This is a genomic window from Salibacter halophilus, from assembly GCF_008806325.1.
Classification (GTDB): Bacteria; Bacteroidota; Bacteroidia; order Flavobacteriales_G; family Salibacteraceae; genus Salibacter; species Salibacter halophilus.
On the sequence record NZ_WACR01000004.1, the window covers coordinates 188,224 to 214,226 of the forward strand.

The 26,003-nt window shown below is 36.9% G+C and carries 21 protein-coding genes; 9 read left to right on the forward strand and 12 right to left on the reverse strand.

The window, feature by feature from the left end; all coding sequences use genetic code 11:
* Positions 1–76: 76 nt before the first annotated feature.
* Complete coding sequence (locus tag F3059_RS05715) at positions 77–1,321, reverse strand: permease (protein WP_151167172.1); 1,245 nt, start codon at positions 1,319–1,321, stop codon at positions 77–79.
* A complete protein-coding gene (locus F3059_RS05720; RefSeq protein ID WP_151167173.1) occupies positions 1,318–1,719 on the reverse strand; it encodes an acyl-CoA thioesterase in 402 nt (133 codons plus the stop codon). The genes F3059_RS05715 and F3059_RS05720 overlap by 4 nt, the downstream gene beginning before the upstream one ends.
* Positions 1,720–2,018: 299 nt before the next feature.
* Between F3059_RS05720 and F3059_RS05725 the strand changes: the two genes are divergently transcribed.
* Positions 2,019–3,410, forward strand: a complete 1,392-nt coding sequence (locus tag F3059_RS05725; RefSeq protein ID WP_151167174.1) for a UDP-N-acetylmuramate--L-alanine ligase — start codon at positions 2,019–2,021, stop codon at positions 3,408–3,410.
* An 80-nt stretch (positions 3,411–3,490) separates the two neighbouring features.
* A complete protein-coding gene (locus tag F3059_RS05730) occupies positions 3,491–5,467 on the forward strand; it encodes an alpha-ketoacid dehydrogenase subunit alpha/beta (RefSeq protein ID WP_151167175.1) in 1,977 nt (658 codons plus the stop codon).
* On the opposite strand, the gene F3059_RS13660 is transcribed toward F3059_RS05730, so the two are convergent.
* From F3059_RS13660 to F3059_RS05740, 3 genes are all read right to left on the reverse strand, one after another.
* Positions 5,461–5,631: a hypothetical protein gene (locus F3059_RS13660; protein WP_170265062.1), complete on the reverse strand. Its 171-nt coding sequence runs from the start codon at positions 5,629–5,631 to the stop codon at positions 5,461–5,463. The two genes, F3059_RS05730 and F3059_RS13660, sit on opposite strands and share 7 nt — an antisense overlap.
* A 92-nt stretch (positions 5,632–5,723) precedes the next feature.
* A complete protein-coding gene (locus F3059_RS05735; RefSeq protein ID WP_151167176.1) occupies positions 5,724–6,317 on the reverse strand; it encodes a DUF1684 domain-containing protein in 594 nt (197 codons plus the stop codon).
* Between the two features lie 22 nt (positions 6,318–6,339).
* On the reverse strand, positions 6,340–8,103 hold the full coding sequence (locus tag F3059_RS05740) for a lysophospholipid acyltransferase family protein (RefSeq protein ID WP_151167177.1): 1,764 nt from the start codon (positions 8,101–8,103) through the stop codon (positions 6,340–6,342).
* 700 nt (positions 8,104–8,803) lie between these two features.
* Between F3059_RS05740 and F3059_RS05745 the strand changes: the two genes are divergently transcribed.
* Genes F3059_RS05745 through F3059_RS05765 form a run of 5 tightly spaced genes read left to right on the forward strand, consistent with a single transcriptional unit; the run spans position 8,804 to position 14,840 of the window.
* Complete coding sequence (locus tag F3059_RS05745) at positions 8,804–9,796, forward strand: YveK family protein (protein ID WP_151167178.1); 993 nt, start codon at positions 8,804–8,806, stop codon at positions 9,794–9,796.
* 36 nt (positions 9,797–9,832) lie between these two features.
* Positions 9,833–11,146, forward strand: coding sequence for an MATE family efflux transporter (locus F3059_RS05750; RefSeq protein ID WP_151167179.1), 1,314 nt, complete (start codon positions 9,833–9,835; stop codon positions 11,144–11,146).
* Complete coding sequence (locus F3059_RS05755; RefSeq protein ID WP_151167180.1) at positions 11,146–12,423, forward strand: O-antigen polymerase; 1,278 nt, start codon at positions 11,146–11,148, stop codon at positions 12,421–12,423. The genes F3059_RS05750 and F3059_RS05755 overlap by 1 nt, the downstream gene beginning before the upstream one ends.
* Entirely contained in the window at positions 12,413–13,681 is a 1,269-nt protein-coding gene (locus F3059_RS05760; protein WP_170265064.1) for an O-antigen ligase family protein, read from the forward strand. The genes F3059_RS05755 and F3059_RS05760 overlap by 11 nt, the downstream gene beginning before the upstream one ends.
* Entirely contained in the window at positions 13,659–14,840 is a 1,182-nt protein-coding gene (locus F3059_RS05765) for a glycosyltransferase family 4 protein (protein WP_151167182.1), read from the forward strand. The genes F3059_RS05760 and F3059_RS05765 overlap by 23 nt, the downstream gene beginning before the upstream one ends.
* Here F3059_RS05765 and F3059_RS05770 read toward each other — a convergent pair.
* A complete protein-coding gene (locus F3059_RS05770; RefSeq protein ID WP_151167183.1) occupies positions 14,820–15,713 on the reverse strand; it encodes a glycosyltransferase in 894 nt (297 codons plus the stop codon). The two genes, F3059_RS05765 and F3059_RS05770, sit on opposite strands and share 21 nt — an antisense overlap.
* A 438-nt stretch (positions 15,714–16,151) precedes the next feature.
* Here F3059_RS05770 and F3059_RS05775 point away from each other — a divergent pair, with 438 nt between their 5' ends.
* Both F3059_RS05775 and F3059_RS05780 read left to right on the forward strand, forming a co-directional pair.
* Positions 16,152–16,919 (forward strand): WecB/TagA/CpsF family glycosyltransferase, encoded by a 768-nt coding sequence (locus F3059_RS05775; protein ID WP_151167184.1) that lies wholly within the window; start codon positions 16,152–16,154, stop codon positions 16,917–16,919.
* Between the two features lie 130 nt (positions 16,920–17,049).
* Positions 17,050–17,691 (forward strand): sugar transferase, encoded by a 642-nt coding sequence (locus F3059_RS05780; protein WP_151167185.1) that lies wholly within the window; start codon positions 17,050–17,052, stop codon positions 17,689–17,691.
* Positions 17,692–17,720: 29 nt separating this feature from the next.
* Here F3059_RS05780 and F3059_RS05785 read toward each other — a convergent pair whose 3' ends face one another.
* The 6 genes from F3059_RS05785 to F3059_RS05810 form a co-directional block, all read right to left on the reverse strand.
* Positions 17,721–18,851: a PepSY-associated TM helix domain-containing protein gene (locus tag F3059_RS05785; RefSeq protein WP_151167186.1), complete on the reverse strand. Its 1,131-nt coding sequence runs from the start codon at positions 18,849–18,851 to the stop codon at positions 17,721–17,723.
* Positions 18,852–18,928: 77 nt separating this feature from the next.
* A complete protein-coding gene (locus F3059_RS05790; RefSeq protein WP_151167187.1) occupies positions 18,929–20,182 on the reverse strand; it encodes a DUF4374 domain-containing protein in 1,254 nt (417 codons plus the stop codon).
* Between the two features lie 14 nt (positions 20,183–20,196).
* Entirely contained in the window at positions 20,197–22,587 is a 2,391-nt protein-coding gene (locus tag F3059_RS05795; RefSeq protein WP_151167188.1) for a TonB-dependent receptor, read from the reverse strand.
* A 162-nt stretch (positions 22,588–22,749) separates the two neighbouring features.
* Positions 22,750–24,993 carry a TonB-dependent receptor gene (locus F3059_RS05800; RefSeq protein ID WP_151167189.1) on the reverse strand — a complete coding sequence of 748 codons (2,244 nt, stop codon included), beginning with the start codon at positions 24,991–24,993 and terminating at the stop codon, positions 22,750–22,752.
* Positions 24,994–24,995: 2 nt separating this feature from the next.
* Positions 24,996–25,349, reverse strand: coding sequence for a heavy-metal-associated domain-containing protein (locus F3059_RS05805; protein WP_151167190.1), 354 nt, complete (start codon positions 25,347–25,349; stop codon positions 24,996–24,998).
* 65 nt (positions 25,350–25,414) lie between these two features.
* The gene (locus tag F3059_RS05810; RefSeq protein WP_151167191.1) at positions 25,415–25,882 is read right to left on the reverse strand and encodes an HYC_CC_PP family protein; all 468 of its coding nucleotides are present in this window, start codon (positions 25,880–25,882) and stop codon (positions 25,415–25,417) included.
* Positions 25,883–26,003 lie beyond the last annotated feature (121 nt).

Below are 26,003 nucleotides of genomic sequence, written 5' to 3' on the forward strand. Positions count from 1 at the left end.
TTGATTCTTCATTTCATAAAATGAAGTGTGGGTTATAACCTTGCAGAGATTGAATTCTCTGCAAGGTTTTTTTGTTTTATGCTTTCCCTTTGTACTCGTATCCGAGGTCGTGAATCGTTTTTTCTATTGTAGATTCATCGAATTGATCAGCTTCAAGTGTCACAGTGTGAGATGCTAAATCAGCATTCACTGATTTGATTCCTTCGAGCTGACCAACGTTTTTCTCTACACTTGAGGTGCAGTGATTGCACGACATTCCGTCAACTTTTATCTTGTATTCCATATTGTTATTTTTAGTTGTTTGCGTTTTCTTTTTCGGCAGGTAAGGCAGGAGGATTACGTAAATCATCATTACTCCTAAAAATACTGTGGATCCAACTTGTAACCAGTGCGGAATAATGTGATGGGCGTGGCTGGTAATCATTTCTACATCAAACCATGCAGCCGGCAGTAGTTCATTGATGATGATACCAAAAATAATAGCTCCGGAGATGATGCTCGCCATGTAAGTAAAGAGCGCTTTTTTGCCCAGGCTCTGACCGATAACTGTCATGGTTCCTGCGTTGGTTGCAGGTCCGGCCATGAGGAAAACAAAAGCAGCGCCCGGTGAAATTCCTTTCATCAAAAGTGCTGTTGCAATAGGAATGGAGCCGGTTGCACAAACATACATCGGAACAGATGCCAGCAATACCAAAAACATATTAAGGTACGGGTTGCTGAGGTAATTCTCAAAAACAGAATCAGGGATGGCAACAGTGATGAGTGCAGCAATCCCAAGCCCGATCAGGAGCCATTTGGCAATATCCTGTAAAAAATCGACAAAAGCGTAGCGCAACATTCTCTTAAACTTGTTGCCTTTATTGATGGTTTCTGTTTCAATGGTCGGAGCCGGCTCCGGTTCTGACTGAAGCGCTTTATTCGTAAAAAAACCACCTGTAATGCCGGTTATCAATGCCACAATGGGTCTGATCACAGCAAAAGGAAGCCCCATCAAAGAATACGTAGCCAAAATAGAATCGACACCGGTTTGTGGAGTGGAGATCAGGAACGAAACCGATGCTCCTTTACTCGCTCCGTTTTTGTGAAATGAAACGCCTGTTGGAATCACTCCACATGAACAAAGTGGCAGCGGTACACCAACGAGTGCAGCATTGATAACAGATTTCAGATTGCGCTTACCCAGGTATTTGTTGACTTTGTCTTTTGGGAAATAAACGTGCAGAATACCCGCTAGCAAAAAACCCAAAACGAGGTAAGGAGACATTTCACTAAAAAGATCCCAAAAAGCGACAACCAGCGATTTTAAAAAATCGAGAATCATGATTTATTCAATTTCTCCTCGTACTTTTCTTTAACCATCATAGGAATTGGTACAGGCTCTCCCGATTCATCTATACGGACAAATGTCATTTTTGTACTGCACACAATTGTTTCCTCTTCAGAGATCACGTTGTACTTGCGCGCCTCAATTTTCATTGTGAGTGAGGTATTTCCCATGCGCACGACTTCTCCGTATATCTTGATCAAAAAGCCAACTTTAACAGCCTTTTGAAAAATTACTTCATCTATTTTGAGCGTCACCATATTGGGGGAACGACAAATTTCTGAAGCTAATGTTCCGGCAGCTTCATCAATCCAGGCGAGCATGTTACCACCAAATAAGTTTCCGTGGACCCCCAGGTCCTTGCCCATGCATATCTTTTGAGTTATGAATTCCATTCTTTCAGTTTTCTGTTGCAAATGTACAGTTCCTTGTTATTTTTAATTAATCTAAATAGAATTTTTAAGTGACGTTTATCACACGATTGCCAGCAAAACGCAACCAAAACACAAATGTTCGGTAGCTTTCAAAAGTAATCTGTTCAAATCTCTAAGGGCATTTAAGCAGGAGATGGAGGCAAATTCATAATTTGCGATCAAATTCATTTAAATGAAACGAGTTATGTGAAATCTTTTTCACACAGGAGAAAGATCAAATATAACGAGTTCCATGTGGCATTAAATAATCATATGAACACATGAAAGTACATCTCATCGCGATTGGGGGAAGCGCCATGCATAACATGGCTATTGCACTCAAGGAGAAAGGATATGAAGTTACCGGGAGTGATGATCAAATCTTTGAGCCCTCGCGTTCCAGATTGAAAAAACACGGACTCCTACCCAAAAAAGAAGGCTGGAACCCGTCTTCGATCACGAAAGATCTCGATGTCGTGATTTTGGGGATGCACGCCCGCCCAGATAATCCTGAACTGAAGAAAGCTCAGGAACTCGGTTTGTCGATCTATTCTTATCCCGAGTATATCTACAATCAGAGCCGGGAAAAAGTACGTGTTGTCATAGCCGGCAGTCACGGAAAAACGAGTATCACTGCGATGGTTCTGCACGTCTTGCATCATTACAATCGCGATGTGGATTACATGGTTGGTGCACAACTCGAAGGTTTTGATACAATGGTCAGGCTGACTGATGAAGCACCAGTCATCATTTTGGAAGGCGATGAGTACCTTTCCTCACCGATTGACAGGCGGCCAAAGTTTTTGTGGTACAAACCGCACGTAGCGTTAATCAGCGGAATTGCCTGGGATCACATAAATGTTTTTAAAACCTACGAAGATTACGTTGAGCAATTTGAGTCATTTGTAGAAGACATGAAAGACAATTCAACGCTAATCTATTGTGAAATCGACCGTGAACTCAAGCGTATTACGGAGGAAAAAGCAGCTAAAAAAGTCAATAAAATTCCATACCGCACACCCTCTCACAAAATCATCAATAACCAAACTTTCCTCAAGACTGATGAAGGCGATGTTCCATTAAAAGTATTTGGAAATCACAACCTTCAAAACCTTAATGGAGCCAGGTTGATCCTCAATCAACTCAACATCACTGATGAGCAGTTTTACAAAGCTATTCAGTCGTTTACGGGAGCAGCTAACCGATTACAAAAACTCGAAGAAAATGACACAGCCTGCATTTTCAAAGATTTTGCTCACGCACCATCTAAATTGAAGGCTACAACAGCTGCTGTAAAAGCACAGTACCCTGATCGGGAGTTGATCGCAATTATGGAACTTCACACGTTCAGTAGTCTCACAAAAGAGTTTTTGAAAGAGTACAAAGGTGCCATGAACTCGGCAGATAGAGCAATCGTGTACTACAACCCAAAAACGATAGAACACAAAAAACTCGACCCAATCGAAAAAGAGGATGTTCGCCAGGCATTTGATCGCGAAGACTTATCGGTCAGAACCGATAGCGAGCAACTCGAGAATTATCTGCGTGGTTTGTCATTAGAAAACGCCAATTTGCTAATCATGACGAGCGGAAACTTTGATGGAATAGATGTTGAGAAACTGGCCGGAGAGATTATCAACAAAGGAGTAGAAACAAAAGCGAAAAACGGATAAAGTAAATCGGTTTGATGTTGACCCTCCTCATCTCAATTCGCTAATTTTGGATCGCTTCGTTGCGCTATAAAAATCACGTTATGAAATTCGATACATCCGGTTTCTCAAATGAGGAGCTACTCGATATTTACGATAAATTACTACTACCTCGTTTAATAGAAGAGAAGATGCTCATTCTTCTCCGCCAGGGAAAAATCTCAAAATGGTTTTCAGGTTACGGACAGGAGGCTGTTTCTGTCGGTTCAGCTTACGTGATGAACCCTGATGAGTACATGCTACCAATGCACCGAAATCTGGGAATTTTTACTACGAGAGGAGTTCCGCTGAATCGATTGTTTAGTCAGTTCCAGGGGAAAATGAACGGCTTTACAAAAGGACGTGATCGCTCATTTCACTTTGGTTCAAAGGAGCACAATATCGTTGGTATGATTTCTCATCTGGGACCACAAATGGGTATTGCTGATGGAATAGCACTCGCTACCAAACTTCAAAAAGAAAACAAAGCCACTCTTGTTGTTACAGGTGATGGCGGAGCCAGTGAAGGTGATTTTCACGAATCGGTGAATACTGCTGCCGTTTGGGATCTCCCTGTTATTTTCATGATCGAGAACAATCAGTGGGGATTATCGACTCCCAGTTCTGAACAGTTTCGTTGTGATCAATTTATCGATAAAGGAATTGGTTATGGAATGGATACTGAGCAGATTGACGGTAATAATATTCTGGATGTTGTTCGCGGATTGCGGAATGTAGCCGCTCGCGTGAGGGAAACAGGCAAGCCGGTTCTGACCGAAATGATCACTTTTAGAATGCGCGGTCACGAAGAAGCATCGGGAACTAAATATTACCCTGATGGTCTGCAGGATGAGTGGGCTAAACACGACCCAATTGACAATTACGAATCATTTTTGGTGGAATCCGGGGTTCTGACCGAAGAAGAAAAAGAGAAAAAACGAAAGGAAATAAAAGAGCTTATTAATGCTGAGTGGAAGACCGCGGTTGAAGAAGATGATGTTTCTTCGAGTATTGAAAATGAGCTGAATGATGTTTATGCGCCTTTTGATTTTGAGGAAGTTAAGCCTGGTAAGAAGTCAAAGGAAATGCGCTTTGTGGATGCCGTTTCTGACGGTTTGCGTGAGGCAATGAAAAAACACGATGGCCTTGTTTTGATGGGGCAGGACATTGCTGAATACGGAGGTGTTTTCAAAATAACGGATGGTTTTGTTGAGGAATTTGGCAAAGAGAGAGTTCGGAATACTCCGTTGTGCGAGTCAGCTATTTTGGGAGCCGGACTCGGACTCAGCGTAAAAGGCCAAAAGGCGATGGTAGAAATGCAGTTTGCTGATTTTGTCTCAGAGGGAATCACTCAAATTTGCAATAACCTGGCAAAGATTCATTACCGCTGGGGACAAAATGCCGATGTCGTTGTTCGCATGCCAACAGGTGCCGGAGTAGGAGCGGGACCTTATCATTCTCAATCAAATGAAATGTGGTTTGCACATATTCCGGGTTTAAAAATCGCTTATCCGGCTTTTCCTGAAGATGCAAAAGGATTGTTATTGACTGCTTTTGAAGATCCAGGCCCTGTAATGTTTTTTGAGCATAAAGCACTTTACCGGAGCAAAACCGGAAATGTATCGGAAGGCTATTACAACAAGCCATTCGGAAAAGCTTCACTCGTTAGAGAAGGTGAAGATATCACAATTGTAACTTACGGTATGGGTGTCCACTGGGCAATGGATTATCTCGATCAGAACCCGAATATCAATGCCGATTTGATCGACTTGCGAACATTGGTTCCGCTCGATTCAGAGACAGTTTATCAATCGGTTCAAAAGACATCAAAAGTGATTATCCTGCATGAGGATACACTCTTTGGCGGCTTTGGTGCTGAGCTCGCAGCTCAAATCACCGAACACTGTTTCGAATACCTGGATGGCCCCGTTAAACGTGTAGCAAGTATTGATTCTCCAGTACCATTTGCAGGGAATTTAGAAAAGGAATTTTTGCCAAATGAACGCTTTGCAAAAGCAGTGAAAGAGCTTTTGGATTATTGAATGTTGAGCGTTTGTTTGATTTGAGCGAGACGTTTTAATCTACTCGCTAAAGTTTCTTGACGCGTTACGTTTTGATTGTAATAATCATTCGTAATCACCTTTTGATAAAGGATTTGTTGTTCCAGTCTTTTAATACGATCTAGTATTTTCTTTTTCTTGTCCATAACACTAATATAACGTATTAATTTTAAATAGGTTTACTATAACTAAAACTTATTTTGTGGTCAGAGCCCTAATCAGACTGCGGTTCAGGTAGTTACTTGTAGTTTTTTTCTCCGGCTCTGACCGAAAAGTCAAGGCTGTTTTCAGGCGGAGGAATAGGACAGGAGTAGTTGTAATTGTAAGCACAATAGGGATTGTAAGCTTTGTTGAAGTCCAATAATACAGAATCCTGATCGGTTTTTGGAGGCTTTACATCCAAATAGCGACCGCCTCCATAAGTTGATACCGCTGATGTGAGATCGCTAAATGGAATGAAGTAGAGCGAATCCTGAGGGTTATCAAGGTTTTCAAAAATTGTCAATCGATGACGCATGCCTTCTACTTCGAATTTTGCAAAACCTTTCCTGATGTAAAGAGGTGTACGATCTGTTGAAGTTGGCATTTCAAATGGTTTTGCTGTGTCAATCGGGATGTACTCAGCTTTGATGCGAAAAAATGTATCGACAGGAAAGTAATTGAGACTGACGAAATTCTCTCGATCTTTTTCTTCGAGCGGACCATCAGCACTTGAAAAGAGCTTGTTCTTTTCTTTTCGTTCCTCGAGGACTTTCTTCTCGTACTTTTGACTTTTTTGGCCTCCGCAACTCAGTAAAAATAAAATTGGGACAAACAGTATTATTCGCATCATGCATGCGAATATAAAAATTGTCCTAGGAACAAATCTCAAAGTCCTTTTTGAGGTCGTCAATCATTTTTTGGGGAACGTCTTTCAAATCTAAAATCATGAGTCCGTCAAGCGCACTCTCAAACTTTGGATCAATGTTAAATCCAATAATACGTGCGTTTTGTTTCATGTACTTTTTGAGTAAAACCGGGATGGTATGTCGGTTTGGTTCAATGTCCTGAATGAATTTATCGAGTTGTAAAAAGTTGTTTTTTGAGTATTCGAGCAATACATCTGGCTCAACATTCTTGACTTTTAGTCGGAACCGTTTGCGCGGTTTTACATGCTTTGCCAGCTCATCTTTATAAAAGTGATTTTTGATAAATCCTACCATTAGAGCTCTGGACAGCTTTGAGTAGCGATTACTGATTGTAACAGGTCCCAACAAGTAGCGGTAATCAGGATTTTTGAGAAGGAAATACAAAATCCCTTTCCAAAGGATAAACAATGGAAGTCGAGCCTTTTGGTAATCTTCAACAATGAAAGAACGACCCAGCTCAATTGTATTTTCCAAAATATTGTTGAAGTCCTTTTTGAACCTGAACAGGCTATTGGTATAAAAACCACGTTTGCCGTACTGATTCATAATATCACGACCTTTTCCCAAGCGGTAAGCTCCCACAATTCTGTGTTTGTCTTTATCCCAAATAAAAAGATGTTGGTAGTAGAGGTCGTATTCATCGAGATCGAGATTGCGGTTTGTGCCTTCTTCAATACTACGAAATGTCACTTCTCTCAATCTGCCGATTTCAGTCAGGATATTGGGAATATCATTGCTCGATGCAATAAACGTTTCAAAGTTGTTTTGGCTGTGGATTTGTTTTTTGTTCTGCTTCAGGATCTCAATTTCTTCGATGAGTTTTGCGGTTGGAACCGCTTCTGCAATTTCCAGGCTAGTGGTGTTTGGCTTAAAGAATTTTTTCACCTCGAGCGGAGATCCAAGAGCATAGGTCTTTGCCCTCAGGAATCTTCCCATTTTGAGAGGCTTATTGAATTCTGAGAGTTCTTTTGTACTTACTGGTGATCCTATTCTAACCCTGATGGTTTTGTTCTTTTTGTTGAAAAGCTCAGAGGGGAGCTTTGCTGTTCGAAGGCCGGGATGTATAGATGATAGGATCTGAAAGGACAAGCTGTTCTGACCATTGAAATAAATGGGCACAACCGGAACCTGAGCGTGCTGGATCATTTTTAGTATTCCCGGCTGCCATTCGCGATCAGTAACCGTTTTGCTTTGCGTTTTGAAGCAGGAAACCTCTCCGGCTGGAAAAGTCCCGAGGGGATGACCGGCTTTTAGATGTTCGAGAGCTTTTCTCAAACCCGAATAATTTGAGCTGAGTTCTTTTTTATTTTCAAAAGGATTGAGCGGAATTAAAGCTTCCTGGATAGGTTCTATTCGTTGAAGCAGAAAGTTCGCTGTGATTTTTGCGTCATTTCTGTGCTCGAAGAGTAGTTTAATGAGGAATAATCCTTCAATTCCGCCAAAAGGGTGATTTGAAACAGTGATAAAAGCTCCGTCCTTTGGAAGTTTATCAAGATCTTTTTCATCGATCACAAAATCTATGTTCAACTCTTTAAACAGCGAGTCGATAAAAGAAAGTGCATCTTTATTGGCATTTCTCGAGTAAAAGTCATTGAGCTTATCAATAGATAGCAGATTCATTAAAAAGGATGAAAGTGGATTGTTGAACTTGAACTTGTCTAATCTCGCAGCTTGTATGAGATCGTTTTCATTAATCAGTTGATTGATCATATAAAATGAAAATTTCTTCCGAAATTACTGGCTATGATTGACTTATAGGTTAAGAAGACTTGAGCGGATCGTTAAGGAAAGGAAAATGTAATGTTAACGACTAAGAAGTGTTATGCTGAAATGGAAACAAAAAAACCAGAGCGATAAACGCTCTGGCTGTCTAAAAGGGGTCGTTAAAAATAGGGGAAATCTAACAACTTATAGACTTTACAAAGTTGCGATAAAAAAATGATTTAATAGCAAATATTTTAATTAAAATTTCAAAAATGAATTGGTTTTTAGATTGTTGCGTGGCTTTATTCCTTTAGCATAGAAGTAAAATAGGTGTGTCTAGTTCAGTAGTTAGAATTGATTGTTTCAATAAGAAGTTTATTACTGTATTTGAATAGAATTCCACTAAATCTAAATGAATCGACTTTACCTTTTCCTAATTCAACCAAATCAAAAGCCTAGTTAACTTTTTGATATTATCTGCAAACGACTGTCTATAGTTGCACTTTACATTGTTCAGGTAATTAAATCTAGATCAGTTTTATAATAACACTTTTTTAAAAATTAACTGATTTTAGTTAGTCGGTTGATCTTTGTGACTAAATGTAAGCATTCAAACTTATTAGACAGGTTAGGTGTAATAATTTCTATTAATTACGTTTGTAGACTAATTGATAAAGTTTTATAAGCCCCCAACTATTATTGACAAATGAAAAGCAATTTACCAGAAGAAGAAAAAATTGGATCAGTTGTAAATGATCTTGAAAAGCTTTTTATCAAGTTTTGGAACTCTATTAAAGTCTTACTTGCAAATCTCAAGTCTGCTATTAGTGAACTTTTTAAATCTTGGAAAAAACTAATGGCTTGGGGAGTGATTGGAGCTATTGTAGGCGTAGCCACGTTATTAATTGTACCAAGAAAATATGAGTCAAGTATAATCTTGAGGACACATATAGATGCTAATGAACAGCTTTCAAATGATGTTGATTATTTAAATTCCTTAATTAGTTCAGGTAGCCATGATCGACTTGCAACTATTTTGGGGACTAGTGACGAGGAGACTAAAAAAATAAGCTCAATTGAGATGCTTTCGGCAGCTAACATCACTGAGCGGTTGAGTAGCTTGAATAAAGTTTACAGTGGATTAGATTCTGCATTAAAGCAAAATATAATAATTGAAGATCTATTAGAGGATGATAAATACACTTTCACTAATAAATTTAGAGTGAGTATTTATTCAACTGACCCTTTTGTCTTTGAAGGGATTGAAGATGGACTAATAACCTTTTTTGAAAGAGTGCCAGAGCTTAATCGTTTAAGAAAGAATAAATTACAAATCATTAAGCAGCAGAAACATCTGTACGAAAATGAGATTCAAAACTTAGATAGTCTCAAAAAGATTCTCAATCAGGTAATGCTTGAAAAAGCTAATCATAGAGAGGGTAGTGAGATGACTATCAATATGGGGGAAAGTGGAGAAAGCGATTTAATTAATCCGCTAAGTGTTTATAATCAGGTAAGTAGTTACTCTGAAAAAATAACAGAATTAGAAGAACGCATACCTCTCTATGAGAAATGTTATTTTATCGTATCTCACTTAAATGATACTGGCCAAAAATCAGGCTTTGGAGGTTTGTTTAGAGCTTTTATAGGTGCAGTACTATTTGGTTTTTTGGGTATAATTAGAGTGCTTTCCAAGTAAGATAAGTATTTAACATTAATAAAGAGGATACATCTCATGGCTGAAGTTGAAAATGAAGGCCTTCAAAAATTAAAAGGTGTCCTTAGATTATCTTTTATTTATAAAGGGATTAATGTATTTCTTTCCTTTCTTTTGGTGCGTTACACTATTCAGTTTGCCGGAAAAGAAGTTTATGGAGTTTGGGCAACAATATTAGCTTTTCTTACTTGGTTTTCAGTGATTGAATCAGGTATTAGTAATAGTTTTAGAAATAGGATCACCGCATATTTTTCAGAAAAGAAATACAACGCAATTAGGGTGCATGTATCTTCTGCTTATCAACTTCTTACTATCGTTTATTTTTCATTAGCGATCGTATTTGTTATTATTATCTCTGCAACTCCCTTTAATACACTTTTTCAATCTGATAATGTTGTAAATACCAAGTTTGCTTTAGTGATTAGTGTATTCCTTTATTTTCTTTATTTTATTTTTCATTATCTGAATAATGTCTTGCTAGCTACACATCAAGCTGAAAAAACGTATCTCTTTCTACTCATTCAAAATGTAGTTGTTCTTTTATTTCTTTTCATTTTGGAACAGAGTGAACTTGAAGTAAGCTTACTTTTAGTTTGTTTAGCCTATACCATGGGTCCATTGGTTAGTTGGTTAGGGTTAAATATTTTTTCTTACAAGACCTTTTTATTCAAGGTTAAACCTGAGGTACTTGAAGTACTTTACTTCCAAAAAACAGGTCAGCTTTTTAAGCAGTTAACTCCATCCTTTTTCATAATGCAGTTTTTTACATTATTGATTTATTCAACCGATAGTATCATTATTCTAAATTATCTCAATGGGGTAGAAGTAGCTAAATACAATGTCAGTTTTAAGTATTTTAATATTATTACAGTCCTCTTTAATCTAGTCTTAGTACCTTATTGGGCAATTTTCAGTGAAGCTTACTACAAAAAAGACCATGAGTCTGTAAAATACAGTATTCAAAGGTTATTGAAAAACTGGACTGTGGTATTAGTTTTTGCCATTATTCTAATCATAGTTTCTCCATATGCTTATTCCCTTTGGATCGGTGAAGAAATGGATATACCAATTTCACTATCTATCTTAATGGCTGTTTCAGCACTATTGACAGCATGGGTTAATATTTTTGGGTATTATCTAAAAAGTGCTAATTTACTGAGTATACAAACTAAGCTTTTAAGCTTAGCAGGTATTGCTAACATACCTTTATCAATCTTTTTAATTTCCTATTTTCAATCAGCTGGTGTAATCCTGGCAACTATTGTTTCCATTTTACCATTAGTTATTGTACTTCCTTTACAATACAGGACTTCACTTAAAACTTTGATGTAATGAATTTCTTGGAAAAGCACCATAGAACCCTGATTGTATTGCTACTTGAACTTCTCAGTCTTTCTCCTATTTTCATGATTTTAGGAAATGTTATTCCCCCTTTTCCACTAAAAGTTCACTTTATTACTCTTGGCTTGAGTTTTATATTAATGACTCTTTTTTTAATCCAATATCATTCAAAAAAGTGGATTGCTTATATAGCATTTTTTTATTTTATCATACAATTCACTCTTTCTGGACTACACATAAAGGATTTTGTGGATTTCTTTTTTGGACCATTTGTTTTTATTACCCTAATAGATATTTTATTTAATGATAGAATATCTAACGTAGTTTTATGGAAATATCAAAAGCGCTTTTTTGCTCTAATGTTAATTCCAGTGATTATTAGTAGCCTCCAGTTTTTAGAGATTTTGCCACTCACTTTTTGGAATGCTAGCTATATCAACTACTCTGTTGTAGATGGAGTTAAAGAACCTAGACCAAATGGATTTTTGTATCATGGTTCAGAACTATCGATAATTATATTTTTCATTGGTGTAAAACAGTTGGTTAGATCTCAAAAGTATTTTTTAGTCTTGTCTTTGATTATTTTATTTATTGCTTATGGCACTTACTATAAGGCATTAACAGCGACTATTATTTTATTAATTGTCTATTATTATGTATTCATAAGACCTTTAAGCTTTTTCAATAGGGCTCAAGTTTTTTTTAAGTACGAAAAAAGGTTATACGGGATGTTGCTATTATTTGCAATTTTCAGTCTATTAACTTTTCTATATGTAGTTAAAATAAAAGGAGAAAAAGAAATATTTGATCCTGAACTCTTGACAGGGAGAGGAGCCATATGGAATGTTTATTTACAAGCTGTAAAAGATTTTTCATTTTTTGAATGGATATTTGGAGCAGGAATCGGAGCTGAGCCTATCTTATTTGAAAAATATTCAACTCCTGAACTATTTTATCCATTACAGGTTAACCCTGACAGTGATTTAACTCCTGATGGGCATAATGCTATATTATCCACTTTTCTCAATGCCGGTGTTTTTGGGGTTATGCTGTATGTTTTTTTGTTTAAAATAGTTTATTCACAGATTAGTAGATTAAAGAATATAATTAGATCAAAAGCAGTTTATTTTTTTATTTTCATAATTTCAGTTTTTACTATTGGAGTTACCATACCATTTTTTAAAAATGCTATTTACTGGATTGCATTGAGCTTTACTATTTATTTTTGGTTTATATCAGAAAAAAACGATGATTTTTATGATCATTAAATATATTTTTAACCGTAATTTTGTACTGGGAGGGTATTACTTTTTGATGCTTTCCTTTTATTTGCCTTTAAAATTTAATAGTATAGCCCTTATAGTGTGTGGTTTAATTAGTCTATTCAATATTAATAAGTCAACTCTTAAAGAGGTATTTATTTTTCCTTTAAATCTATTCTATATCCTGTTTTTAGTGTTATTGGTTGGTTTACTGTATACTGAAAATAAAGTAACCGGCTATGCTATATTGGAAAGACATTATTCTTTGATTTTTGTACCTGTAATAGCTTCTTCTTTTTCAATATTGAATACTAAGCAACAAAAAAGGATTCTTTATTTCTTTACATTAGTTACTACAGTTCTAGCTTTTTATTTTTTGGGATATGCTATAGTTGATTATTTTAATACTGGATCTATTTATATTGAAAATAGATCTGGGCATCATTTATATAATAAGTTTATGCATCATCGTTTGACAGCACCATTAGGAATGCATGCTATTTATTTTTCACTTTATTTATCTTTTTCGTTTATTTTAGTGCTACATCATTTTATGAAATATTTTCATTCACATTCTATTTTAATTAAAGTATTGTTCTTTTTTCTTTTTTCTTTTTATTCTTTAATGATAATTTTATTAAAATCAGCTTTATTTTCTTTGGCACTTCCTTTAGCGATTATTATTCTGCTTTTTTTTCATTTTGGGAAGTATGCTTTTTCTAAATCAAAATATCTTATAGGTCTAATTAGTATTATTATTATATTGTCAGCTTTTTCATTCTACGGAATGCAATCTAAAATTTTAAATTTCTCAACAAATTTAAATCTTACTGAAGAACATCCCGGCCCCCTTAAAATTCGCTTGGGAGTTTGGTACAGTAGTTGGCAAACTATACAAGATAATTGGTTACTTGGTGCTGGTACTGGTGATGGTCAAGATGCACTGGTTGAGAAATATCATAAACTTGATTTTTATATTGGTAAAAGAGATCAATTTAATGCACATAACATGTATTTACAATATTGGATTAGTAATGGTATTTTTGCTTTTTTGTTATATTTTCTGATATTAATATTATTTGGGTTGTATTTCTTGAAGAAAAAAGAATATGTGGGCTTTTTAGTTATCTTTCTTTTTGCTTCTTTTAGTTTTACAGAGTCTACAATGCTTAGGCAATCCGGGGTAGTGTTCTTTGTTTTGTTTAGTTCTTTATATATTTTCAAGTCAAGTAAAAAAAACAATGAAAATTTTATTAGTTCATAATTTTTATAAGCTTTCAGGAGGGGAAGACAAAGTTTTTAAAGCTGAAAAAGACTTGCTCATTCAAAATGGACATGATGTTATAACATATACTAAATCAAACAATGAGATTGATGAGTATCAACCTATTGAAAAATTAAAACTTATTACTAGTACTTCTTTTTCTCAAAGGGTTTATGAACAAATTGATCTTTTATTAAAGAAACATAAGCCAGATATTTGTCACGTCCATAATTTCTTACCTTTAATTAGTCCTTCTGTATTTTATGCGTGTAGTAATAATAAAATCCCCACTATTCTCACCTTGCATAATTATAGACTAATGTGTACAAATGGATTATTGTTTAGAGATGGGCATATCTGTGAAGAATGTGTTTCAAGTTCTGCTTATCATTCAGTTTTAAAAAAATGCTATCGAAATTCACATCTTCAAACCTATGCAGTGGCTAGAATGCTTGAAAAGAATAAAGATGTCTGGTTTAATTTGATTGACGGATTTTTCTGCCTATCACATTTTGCCAAGCAGAAGTTTATTGAGCATGGACTTCCAAAAGATAAGATAACAGTAAAACCTAATTTTATAGATGACGGAGAGCTTTTTAAAAAAAATGAGGCTCTAAAAAGTACTAAAAGTGAATATTTGATTTATGTTGGAAGGTTGGAGATCAACAAAGGAACTCGTTTATTGAAAAGGTTAGCTGAATCTATTGATAAGGAAATAGTAGTAATAGGAGAAGGTCCCTTAGAAAACAAACTTCACTCCTGTAGAAATATTAATATAATCGGTAAGAAGAGTAGAGAAGAAACCTTGGCCTACGTAAATAGGGCAAAAGCTTTAATCTTGCCTTCAATATCCTACGAAGGAGGTTTACCATTGACAGCACTTGAAGCTTTTTCATGTAGAACGCCTGTTATTGCAACAAATATTGGGTCTATGAAAAGTATGATTCAACACGAGGAGACTGGACTTCTTTTTGATTCAAATTCTATTGAAAGCTTTAATAGTTGTGTTAACCAGGTATATTCTAATCCTGAATTAATAGACAGAATTATAAATCAAGCATATCATTATCTTAAAACAGTTTATACTAAACAGTACAGCTATCAACTATTAATCGATAATTATAATGAAGCTATTTTATCAAATGAAAATCCTTCTTAAAAGCTTTGTCAAATCTTCCATGAAATAAAACCAATATGCCTTATTGATAGCACTTTTGGATTCATTCACTTTAATTTTTTCAAAATCAAAATCTGATTCCTGATTTAGTACTCTTTCAGTTTTATATGCATTTTCTGCATTAGTATGCATTCCACTACCATCAAAGCCTATGTTTTTCGCAAAAGATTGTTTGGGGGTTAAGCATAAGCCATTGTTTTTATAAATAACTGCATACCAGTATATAGCCCATGTATTTATTTTGCCATTTTCATTTGCTCTCAACTGTCTCCAAAAATTAGCAAGTCCCCAAAAGCTAAATCTCATTTTTTCGGTATAACTAAATGTATACATCGTCTCTTTGAGGTCACTACTATAATGATCCCATCGACTCTTCCATGTTCCCCAACCAGCAGAGCAATTCATTATTCTCCAGAAAAAGAAGTTAGGAAGTCCTTTTGAGTTAATAGCGGGAGTCCATCCGCTTATATGCCAGACTTTTGAGTTGTTTTCAAAGTGATCTAGGGCAGAATTCATATAAGTTAAAAATGTTGGACTCGTAACTACATCGTCTTCTAGTACTATTATTTTTCCATACTTACTGATAATAGCTGTCACCCCCTCAATAATAGACTTTTTTAGTCCGTAATTGCCATCTCTCTCTATTATATTTACAGATTTAAAACCTGATACCTGTTTTAAGTAACTCCTTAAATTATTTACATTACTTATATCTCGATCAGTTTTAGCCCCATCACTAAAAACATACAATTGGCTTTCCTTTGCCATTTTATTCATCTTTAAAGCATCAATCGTTTTGCGCGTGTGATCTGGTCTGTTATAGGTGAAGAGTACTATTGGTGCTAATGAGTCCATTTATCTTTTTCTAGGCTGCGAAACTATCATTTATTTCTAAGCTATATGAAAATGAGTTAGAGTTCCTTGAGGTTCAGGAAATGCGTTTATGCCAGTGATAAAGGATATTAATCCTTATTAATCAGTAGCCTATGGTTTTATTAAGAGGTGTTACTTTTTTGCTGTACTTACTTTAAGAGTTTTAAGATTGATTAAGTATCAAACCATAAATCATGATTAATAGGTTAGCTACAATAGAGGTTAAGGGCTCACTGTAGATGTAGTATCTTTTGTAATTTTGTTAAGACTAATTGTATGTATATAGTTCAATAGCATGCCATGAAACATTTTTTAACGTAAACTAACTTAACGGGAATTTTTGGAACCGAATTAATCTCTATGGGTTCTTCAGAATAGCAAAACAGCAATAAAATATTTTATTTAGTGCAAAAAACTAATATGCTGCATAATACACCTATTGATAGTCGTAAGGCTAATAACTCAATATTTGGTATACGACTTGATTCTATGCCTATGCAGGCTTTATTGAATAGAGTTGAAGAACTGGTTAAAGGTAAGGAGAGAGGGTATATTACATTTTGTAATGTACATATGTTGATGGAGGCTGAAAAAAGCACTTACTTTAAGACAGTTTTAAAGAATTCAACTTTCAACTTAACTGATGGTATGCCTCTGGTAAAGATTTTACAGTTTAAGGGTAATAAGAATGCAAGTAGAACTGCAGGCCCTGATACTATGCCGCTTTTGTTAGAATTGTCAGAGAAAAATAACTGGTCAATAGCTCTTTACGGAGGGTCCGAGAAAACATTATCCAATTTAAAAAACTGGGTTAAAGATAAATACCCTTCTCTCAAAATCGCTTGTGCTATTAGTCCTCCATTCAGGAAACTATCAAACCAAGAAGAAAAAGACTATATTCAAAAAATAAATGAAAGTGGAACGCAACTCCTATTTGTAGGGTTAGGATGTCCAAAGCAAGAAATATGGATGAGTAAGCATGTAGAACAAATTTCAGCTTTAATGTTTGGAGTAGGTGGTGCTTTTTCAATGGTCACCGGAGAAATAGCAAGAGCACCCGTATTTATGCAGAAACTTTCACTGGAATGGCTTTATAGGTTTTCTAAAGAGCCTAGCAGGTTGTTTTACAGGTATGTATGGTTAAATTTTAAGTTTTTGACACTTTTAATTTGGCGTAGCATTAGATAAGTCTGTATCTTTGATATATGATGATAGGGTAGATTTTCAAAAAAATTAGGCAACCTATTAAAACGAAATACGTTTGACCTTTGAATCGAAAATGAAAAGCTAATTTATTAATTTAACCTCCCCCAAGGTGATGAATAAACTGGAACTATTAACCAAGCGGTTGATCGATATTATTGTATCATTATCAGTAATTACTTTTGTCCTTTCATGGCTGACTCCTCTTTTAGGGATACTAATACTTCTAGAGTCCAGAGGCGGAATATTTTTTATTCAGTCTAGGGATGGAGTTAAAGGTAAACCATTTAACTTAATTAAGTTTAGGACAATGACTCCTAGCAAAACGGCTCATTTAATTCAGGCTAAGAAGAATGATGCCAGAATAACTAATTTAGGTTCATTTTTGAGAAAAAGCCATATTGATGAACTCCCTCAGTTTATCAATATTTTAATGGGAGATATGAGTTTGGTAGGACCCAGACCTCATATGCACAGAGATACTAAACATTACGAAACCATTATTGACAATTATAGGAAACGACTAGAAGTTAAACCTGGTTTTACAGGATTAGCTCAGGCAAAAGGCCTTCACGGGAATACTTCTATTGACGTACAAAAGATGAAGGATAGAGTGAGAGTTGATAATTTTTATGTTTCTAATATCTCACTTTATATGGACTTTATGGTTATCGCTTTGTCTTTTCAGGAAATCAATCGTAAATTATCTTCTTTGTTTAGTTCTGATAGAATGGCATTTATTTTAAATAGAATTTAAAGATTCCACTAAATCTAAATGAGCGGACTTTACCTTTTCCTATTCAACCAAATCAGAAATCCGGTAACTGGAAGAGCTGCGCAGATTAAGCTAATGCAAAACATGATTATTTTGCCCGGTAAACCAGCTATAGACCCAACATGAATGTCGTAATTCATGCGGATTACTTTGTCTGAAAAACTAGCGGCCGAATAATCTCCGTAAATGCTGGGAGTTGATAATTCGGCTAACGTGTTCTGATCGTAAAATCGATAATCGTTTTTGTAAAAAGTTCCTTCACGATTGGTTACTTCTACATAAATTGAACTTGAGTCTGTATGAGGATAGTGAAATTCAAAGCTGAATGCATCACTGTAAGTTTTTCTCAACTTAGGAAGTAATTGATCAATAGCAGGAACATTTTTTTCTTTGTAAGAGCCACTCTCATTAGCCGGAATAGAAAAGTTAGTTTCCTTTTCTCCGCCAATTGTATCGTAAACTACGCTTTCAAATGGATCGAATGCCATTACACAGCCGGTAAATGCAATTGTGAGCCCCAGGAGACTCGCGTAAAAACCTGATATGTTGTGATAATCGTAGTTCTTCTTTTTCCACTTTGTCCGTTTATTCCATTTGAACCAAAAGTGTCTTTTTTGAAGTTTTTTAGTTTTTGGCCACCACAATACAATTCCGGTAATAAGCATGATAGCAAAAATGGCAGTTCCCCATCTTACAACCTCGTGACCGATTGATTCAGGTAGCCAGAGGTACATATGCCCATCGAGTACGAAGTGAAAAAAGCCGTTGAGTAAGTTTTCGCTTCGTATTAATTCGCCACTTTGAGGGTGGAGGTAAACCATGCGGTAAAACTCTTCCGGTTCTGACTGATAGAATATGACTTCAACAGGGTTTTCCTGACCTGAATAAAGAGTTCCGTGAATGCGTTTATCCGGAAAAACGCTTTGTGCCATTTTTTTAGCTCTAGTGGGAGTCACCATAGCATTGTTATGTGAAACTTCATAGCTGAATGGTTCTCTTGTTAATTCTCTTATCTCCTCCTGGAAAACCCACAAGCAGCCTGTTATTGCTACAATGAAGACAATAATTCCTGTGATCAGACCCAAAAAGAGGTGCAGCTGTCTTATTACAGAACGAAATGTGATGTTTTTCTTTAACGCCATTTAATTATCAGTCAAAAAAATGCCGGGAGTGGAACTTCCAACTCCCGACATATTATCTAAAATTGAATTGATAGAGATTAAAGCTTGTAAAATCCTTTGATTGTTTTACCGTTGATTTTAGCTCCTTTTGTACCAGTAGCTGTTGCAATGTCAACCTGGTAAACGTGAGCTTCGCTGGCAGTTTCAACACTTACATAAACTTTACCATCTTCAACGAGTACAGGAGAACTGTAACGCTTTGCGTGAAGTGGGACATTCGTTACATCTGTTACTGTTTGTGCTTCAAGATCGAGAATAACGAGTTTTTGGTTGAACACATCACGGCCAAATGCTGCCCATGCACCGCCATTGTCATGCGTTAGAATACGAGCGATTGCTTTTCCATTTTCTAAATACTCAAACCAAAAGATTTTGCCGCCATTTGTAGCTTCTTCAACATTGAAAAAGTAGTTGGGGTCAAATTCAGTTGAACCATTGTTAATTCTCAAAATTCCTGATGGTTTCGTTGAAGCAGGAGCGAAGCCAGCCATCTCAGCTCCACAGGAGAATGAGTAGATATCTCCGTTATCTGCTTCAATCATACCACTTGTTGCACCATTAACACCGATGTTAGAGGTGCGTGTGTCTGTAATTATCTTTTCAGGTTGTTCACCAACATTTGGATAGTTATAAACAGCAACAAAAGCAGTGTCAGCTCTCGGTGTTGTAAAGTAACCATTCGCATCGAGCTTGTGAAATGGAACAAACAGTTTATCACCTCTTACCTGGAGTGCAGAAGGCCACGCAACAAGTGAATCAGATGTAGACTGGAATATTTTTGTTCCAACGATACGCTTTACCTGAACTGTGTTTACATCGATGAAGAAGAGTTTTTTGTCTCCAAATCCTGCACGTGGAATTTCCATTGCGAGAAGCGTTTCTTCATCATCAGATTTCCCGAACATTTCAAGCGCATTATCGAAAATAAATTCGCCTTTCTTTTCGATCTGTCCATTTGCGTTACTTGCATAACCGGCACACTGATTATCTTCACTGTAACCTGATGCGAAAAGTGTTTTTCCTACAGGGTAGTAAAAACGCCATCCTGTTTGCTCAATACCTGTTCCTTCAGCAGATATTTCACCTTCCATGATATTCTCCTTGGATATGATGAATTCAGACTCATCACCACCTGTTGTCTTGAAAGACATTGTAATACCTGATGATGATTTTGTCGTTGGAGTTGGATCATCGTCATCATCTTTGTCACAAGCTGTAAAGCCTGTTGTTAATGCTGCAACAAATAAAATGCTGCTGATTTTTCTCAGTTTGCTCTGATTGTTAATAAACATAGTTGTTGATTTTGCTATTGTAATAAGTATCTGATTTTAAAATAAATTGCTCTTCCTGGTTTTTGAATTCTAAAGTTGTCGTACACAATATTATTCGTCAGGTTATTCACCGATAAACTGAAGTTGTATTTACCATCTTTTAAACTGTATTCAGCTTCAAGGTCATGAGTTAATTGAGAAGGGATTACGTGTTTGCTTTCAGCACTTCCTAAATTTTCCCAGGTGAGAAAAAATTCATGAACATAGCGAGTGCTCCAGTAAAAACTGAGGTTTCCGTCAGTCTCTTTGTGAAAGGGTTTGATGCCGAAGCGAGCATTGGCAAAGAAATAAGGAACATTAGGAATTTTACTGTTGTAATTTACATTTTCCAATCCTTCGTCTTTTTTAGTTTGGTCAGTGATGTTTTGATATGTAGCATTTGCATTGAGTGATGCAAAGCTGTTGTAACGGATTTCAAAACCACCTTCTATTCCGGTAGATCGTACATTGCTGATGTTTTCGTATTGACCAAAAGGCCCCATTGGTCGGAACCGGATGAAGTCGTTTGAGGAACGGATGAAAGTGTTGAGATCTGACCGAAAATCCCAGTTTTCAGCGATAGATGTTCGGAACCTTAATCCCAGGTTTCCATTGTAGCTGTTTTCAGGTAATAACTGAGGGTTAGGGTTTACGTAGATTCCATCTCCAAGGATTTCATGACTTTCAGGCAACCTTAGAGCTCTCTCAAATGAAGCTTTAAACTGGAAATGTTCTCCTGCAAAGTAGCGCGAAGTGAATCCGTAACCTGTGTTGCTCAGGTCGATGTTTTCTTCGACTTCCTCATCCTGTGAATCGGTTGTGACAATGTTTCCATTGTAAAGATACTCTTTGGCAAATACTGAAACTTCCCAACGCTTAGAGTTTGGTTTGTAGGTGTATGAGCCACCTAAAATTGTTTTGTTTATGTAACTGGGCGACTGAAATGATGTGCTGAATTCATCGACATAATCTGTACCGGAGCGAGTAGTGTAGTTTTGGCTGTAACTGGCTGCCAGCTCATGGTTTTGATCAATAGTGTAAACAGCCTGAGCACTGCTTCTAAAAACCTTATCCGTTATTTCGAGCCAACTCCTGCGATCGTATAGTTCGCCTCGCTGGTCGTCTTCATCTCTTCTTATGGATTCTCCGGCCCAATTGTACTTATAAGAACTCGTGTCGATTACTTCCTCAATGATTTGACCACCTAAGGCATAGGCCGTTATTGCGAGTTTGCCAAAACGTTTTTCGTATGTAGCAGATAACAATGTTGTGTTGTTTCTGGAATGGAAGTGACCAAAAACTCGCTTGATGTTGTTGTCGGGGTGTTGATAGTTTTTGCGGTTGAGTGATTTTGTGAAGCTCAATGAAATTCGATCAGCAAATTTTTTGTCGAACAATCCCACTTCTGCCTTTACCATTCCAGATGAATATTCAGAGTGTTTTCTTCTCACATCAATGTCACCCTCATAATTTCCTAATTCGAGATCGTAGAGTGGAACATCGTACATTTTAAAATTATTGTCAGAGTAATTGATGAAAGAAGTCACCCTGGCGAAGTAACCTTTTTCTTTATTAGCGTATTGTCCATTTATTGATCCTCTGTGTGTATTGAAAGAACCAACAGTATAACCAACATCTAAAAAAGACTTTTTGCGATAAGCTGATGTGATATTAATAGCTCCACCAAGAGCATCAGCGCCAAGAGAGATAGGAACCACACCTTTATAAACTTCAATGTTGTCGATTAGGTTGACAGGGTAGTTGTTAAGGCTGAGTGATGACCCAAAACTCTCCATTGGGATGCCATCGATAAAGTAGCGAACCTGGTTACCGGACAATCCGTTGAGAGAAAGCTTAAATCCAGATCCCAATCCGCCTGCCTGTCGAATATTCACACCTGATGTTGTTTGTAACACCTGGTTGATATCAGTTGACAAGTTTTTGAGCTCTTTAGTTTCCAGCACATTTACATTGTATCCCGTTTCACGGAGCTCTTCAGCATTTGATTTACCCACAACATTGAACTCTGAAAGGTTATACTGACCTTTTTTCATCTCAAAGTTCACGGTCAGATCCGTTGATCCTCCGGGCTTAACTTCTTTAGACTGTGTTTGGTAACCAATACCGCTAATAGTGAGGTGAAAAGCTGTATCAGAAATGATATTCTCTATTTTGTATTGTCCGTTTGCATTTGAGACATCACCTTTGTTAAGACCTTTAATGTAAATTGAAAGCCCAGGAATTGGATTATTTTTCTTATCAACCACTTTCCCTGAAATAGTGACTCTGTTTCGGTTCTGACCAAAACCGTTAATACAACTTACTATAATAAAGGGGAGTAGTATTAAATAAAGGAATTTGTTTGGCTGAAAAAAGGTCCGGAGCATTTTCTTTAGACTTAATCTAAATTAAGAGAGCGCGAAAATAATTCCGGGTCGTCACTTGAACAACGATTATTTAGAATAAGTATACATAAAACTGAAAAATACCTACTTTTAGGTATAAATGCCCCCCTTCGAAAAACTAGTTCCGAAGGGGGGCATTTATTTCTATTTCAGTTTATATCGAAAGCCGATGTAGGCTATGCGACCAAAAACAGGTCCCCAAACCATAGAGGCATCAAAGTAATCGCCAAATGGTTCATCACTTGCCAATATTGGGTTTGGTTGCCTGTAGTTGAGAAGGTTTTCGGCTCCAACGTAAAAATCGAAATCTTTCCATGTTTTACTGATTTGCGTGTTGACTGTCCAGTAAGATGAACTCTTTTCATCCAGCTGGTATTCCTGTGGGTTGGAACTCGTGATGGGTAACCTTTTTTGCCCTATTCTGTTGACTGTAGCATCAAAGGACCACAACGATGGTGTTTCATATTCCAGGTTCAAAAATGCACGATGCCTTGCTACAAGTGGTTTTTGACGTAACTCGCCACTGTATGTGGTTTTGACATCGAAAAAGCGATAGGCTATTTTAGCACTTAGCCTTCGAACAACTTCGTAAGAAGCGAGTGCCTGAAAGCTGTTGGAGTAGGACTTACCATCTAGGTTGTAAAATACGGCTTGTTGCGGACTTCTATCAAAATCAACTACGATTTGATTGATGAAATCTGTACGGTACAAATCGACTGAGAAGTAACCATCGCGGTAATCGAGTGTGAAGTCCTGGGTAAGGCTGAGTCCATAATTCCAGGCAACCTCTGGTTTTAACCCGTACAAAGTATTGTCTGGATCTCCGTCAGTTTCAATCACAAACTCTCTGTTTGATGCTAACAAGCCGTTGTGCTCAGCAAAAATTGCGGGATGTCGCTGACCACGACCGGCACTGGCTCTTAGTATTGTTTTGTCGGTAATTGCCCATCTCGAGTGAAAACGAGGTGTAGCAAAGAATCCAAACTGGTTGTGGTGATCGGCTCGTAAACCAAATACCAGACTCAGTTGATCAGATTGGGTAAATGTGTATTCTGAGTAAACTCCAGGTATAATCTCTTCACGTTCATAAATGCGATCATTCAGTACTTCATCGTAGTAATCGTACATCAGGCTGGCTCCGGCTCTGAGTTTGTGATTGGTGTTGCCGAGGAAGTCCTGATAAATAAAGTTGGCATATCCGCTTTTTTGATCGGCATCATAACGTCTTTTACCAAAATAGCTTCGCTGTTCGTGAATGGCACCGCTCAACTGCAGTGCAATTGATTGTTGTTTTCGATTTGGATTGATATAGCCTAGCTTGTACCAGCCATCGAGTCGTTTAATGTCGAGTGCCATGCCCCAAACTGATTCTCCACCTTTGTGCTCACTGCGATTAAAGCTTTCCTGTCCTGATGTACTTTCTTTCATTGTTCCCTTAATGCCGGCCTGCATTACCCAGGCTTCGTTAGGCCTGTATTTCCAGCGGTTGGCTACAGTGTATAATTCTCCAACCGGCATATCGAGGAAGTTATCATCATTGCGATCAAAACGATTTTGGTTGGTTTTGGCATGTACCAAAATTGCTGTGCTGAGTGAATCTGTAATACGGATACCTGAGTGAGCATTAGCTTCAAACCTGGAACCCTCATTTGCATAAAGGTTGAGATATAGTCTATGAGTGGATTCTGGTTTACGCAACTCTGTATTGATTTGTCCTGCAATACTCTCGTAACCGTTTACAACTGATCCTGTGCCTTTATTGAGCTGAATGCTTTTTATCCATGTTCCGGGAGTAAAAGTGAGTCCGTAGAGAGCTGATAACCCGCGAACATTGGGCATATTTTCACGCATGATTTGCGTGTTTGGACCTGCGAGTCCTAACATCTCAATTTGTCGGGTTCCTGTTACGGCATCGCTGAAAGAAACATCTACACTTGGACTCGTTTCAAAACTTTCAGAGAGGTTGCAACAAGCTGCTTTCATCAGTTCATCTTCACCCATTTTTTCCACTTTGATCGGGTTCATGTAATCGATTTTCGTGGATTGTTCTTTAGAACTAACCTCAAACTCCTTGAGGGTTACAGTACGAGATAAAACAAACTGGTTTCCAATACTCTGCGATATGGTAAAAGTATCGGTGACAAATTGAAAAGCGCTAATTATCAGCTCGTCAGTTTCTTCAACTTTCTCAAGTTTGAATTTTCCGTTTTCATCGGTCAGAGCACCAATTGTCGTTCCTTTCCAAACCACTGTTGCTCCGGGGATTGGCGATTTAGAATCATCATCTTCAAGCCCCAGTACGGTTCCGCTCACTTGATTTTTCTGCGCATGAGCTATTGTACTCCACAAGCTAAAGCTCATGAAGATCAATAATATACTACGTGCCATAATTAATGAGTTTCGAGTTCTCGATATCGACAGCACTCATCAATTGACATGTAATCCTCTTTTTTTGCTTTTTGATCGCCCGCATCGTGACCGGCAGCGAGGATGTTCATCTTGATTCGCTCTACTGATGTTCTTTTTGTCTTGTAAATGACTGTGATTTCTCTTTTGTTTTTGTCCCATTCGACAAATTTCACACCTCTTTGATATGCAGCATTTTCAATGCGGTCTTTGCACATATCACAAACACCATCAACAAAGAATTTTGCAGTATCAATCCGGTTGTTTTGGGCCTCAGCCTCATTAGAGAGTATGAAGAAAAATACAGTTACAATACCTATTAAATATGTCTTTAACATGTTGTTCAATTTTGTTGTTTCGAATATAAATGCAGGAGGAAAGTAGCGTAGTTGAACAACATTTTCTACAACAGGTAACTTTCAAATAAGACATACCTATCTAGCCGTAGATTGGGCCGGAGGTAATGAAAGATTTTAGCATAACCACCAAATTTCAGCTGGTTGAGGTTCTGACCAATAACAGGTGAATAAGCGAAAAAATCATCCTGAATCTGCTCAACTTTTTTGATGTTGATGATTTCAGGAATTGTGATTTGGTAGTCATTGCCAATTACAGAAGTGATTTCACGTTCACAACATCCAGAGTTAGATTTCTTTTTATCGTGATCGTGATGTTGACAGCCTTTTTTGGGCTTCTCAGCTTTGTGGCAATTGTTGCAGTTTGATTGGTGAACCTCGCAGGATGCCTCAGTGAAAATGGCACTATCTACATGCTTTCCAGAGCAAAAGTGTCTTTCGATGGTAAACGAAAAACTACTTGCAATGACAACAAGTGATAATATTGAAATAAATGCCGACTTCAACTTTAGCATATTACAAAATTAACGCAATACGGGTTAAAATGTCAAGTTCTACTCCTTTATGACGGTTTTTTAACAAAAAGGATGGTTTGAATTACGGTAAATACCGTATTGAAAATCAGTTATTGCGGAA

Excerpts from the sequence above, each read along its gene's own strand:
- F3059_RS05735 (WP_151167176.1), bottom strand. The coding sequence starts at position 6,317 with ATGATGCGAATAATACTGTTTGTCCCAATTTTATTTTTACTGAGTTGC.
- F3059_RS05765 (WP_151167182.1), top strand. The coding sequence starts at position 13,659 with ATGAAAATTTTATTAGTTCATAATTTTTATAAGCTTTCAGGAGGGGAA.
- F3059_RS05790 (WP_151167187.1), bottom strand. The coding sequence starts at position 20,182 with ATGTTTATTAACAATCAGAGCAAACTGAGAAAAATCAGCAGCATTTTA.
- F3059_RS05750 (WP_151167179.1), top strand. The coding sequence starts at position 9,833 with ATGGCTGAAGTTGAAAATGAAGGCCTTCAAAAATTAAAAGGTGTCCTT.
- F3059_RS05805 (WP_151167190.1), bottom strand. The coding sequence starts at position 25,349 with ATGTTAAAGACATATTTAATAGGTATTGTAACTGTATTTTTCTTCATA.
- F3059_RS05785 (WP_151167186.1), bottom strand. The coding sequence starts at position 18,851 with ATGGCGTTAAAGAAAAACATCACATTTCGTTCTGTAATAAGACAGCTG.
- F3059_RS05715 (WP_151167172.1), bottom strand. The coding sequence starts at position 1,321 with ATGATTCTCGATTTTTTAAAATCGCTGGTTGTCGCTTTTTGGGATCTT.
- F3059_RS05795 (WP_151167188.1), bottom strand. The coding sequence starts at position 22,587 with ATGCTCCGGACCTTTTTTCAGCCAAACAAATTCCTTTATTTAATACTA.
- F3059_RS05780 (WP_151167185.1), top strand. The coding sequence starts at position 17,050 with ATGAATAAACTGGAACTATTAACCAAGCGGTTGATCGATATTATTGTA.
- F3059_RS05730 (WP_151167175.1), top strand. The coding sequence starts at position 3,491 with ATGAAATTCGATACATCCGGTTTCTCAAATGAGGAGCTACTCGATATT.
- F3059_RS05770 (WP_151167183.1), bottom strand. The coding sequence starts at position 15,713 with ATGGACTCATTAGCACCAATAGTACTCTTCACCTATAACAGACCAGAT.
- F3059_RS13660 (WP_170265062.1), bottom strand. The coding sequence starts at position 5,631 with ATGGACAAGAAAAAGAAAATACTAGATCGTATTAAAAGACTGGAACAA.
- F3059_RS05720 (WP_151167173.1), bottom strand. The coding sequence starts at position 1,719 with ATGGAATTCATAACTCAAAAGATATGCATGGGCAAGGACCTGGGGGTC.
- F3059_RS05740 (WP_151167177.1), bottom strand. The coding sequence starts at position 8,103 with ATGATCAATCAACTGATTAATGAAAACGATCTCATACAAGCTGCGAGA.
- F3059_RS05745 (WP_151167178.1), top strand. The coding sequence starts at position 8,804 with ATGAAAAGCAATTTACCAGAAGAAGAAAAAATTGGATCAGTTGTAAAT.
- F3059_RS05755 (WP_151167180.1), top strand. The coding sequence starts at position 11,146 with ATGAATTTCTTGGAAAAGCACCATAGAACCCTGATTGTATTGCTACTT.
- F3059_RS05800 (WP_151167189.1), bottom strand. The coding sequence starts at position 24,993 with ATGGCACGTAGTATATTATTGATCTTCATGAGCTTTAGCTTGTGGAGT.
- F3059_RS05760 (WP_170265064.1), top strand. The coding sequence starts at position 12,413 with ATGATCATTAAATATATTTTTAACCGTAATTTTGTACTGGGAGGGTAT.
- F3059_RS05775 (WP_151167184.1), top strand. The coding sequence starts at position 16,152 with ATGCTGCATAATACACCTATTGATAGTCGTAAGGCTAATAACTCAATA.
- F3059_RS05810 (WP_151167191.1), bottom strand. The coding sequence starts at position 25,882 with ATGCTAAAGTTGAAGTCGGCATTTATTTCAATATTATCACTTGTTGTC.
- F3059_RS05725 (WP_151167174.1), top strand. The coding sequence starts at position 2,019 with ATGAAAGTACATCTCATCGCGATTGGGGGAAGCGCCATGCATAACATG.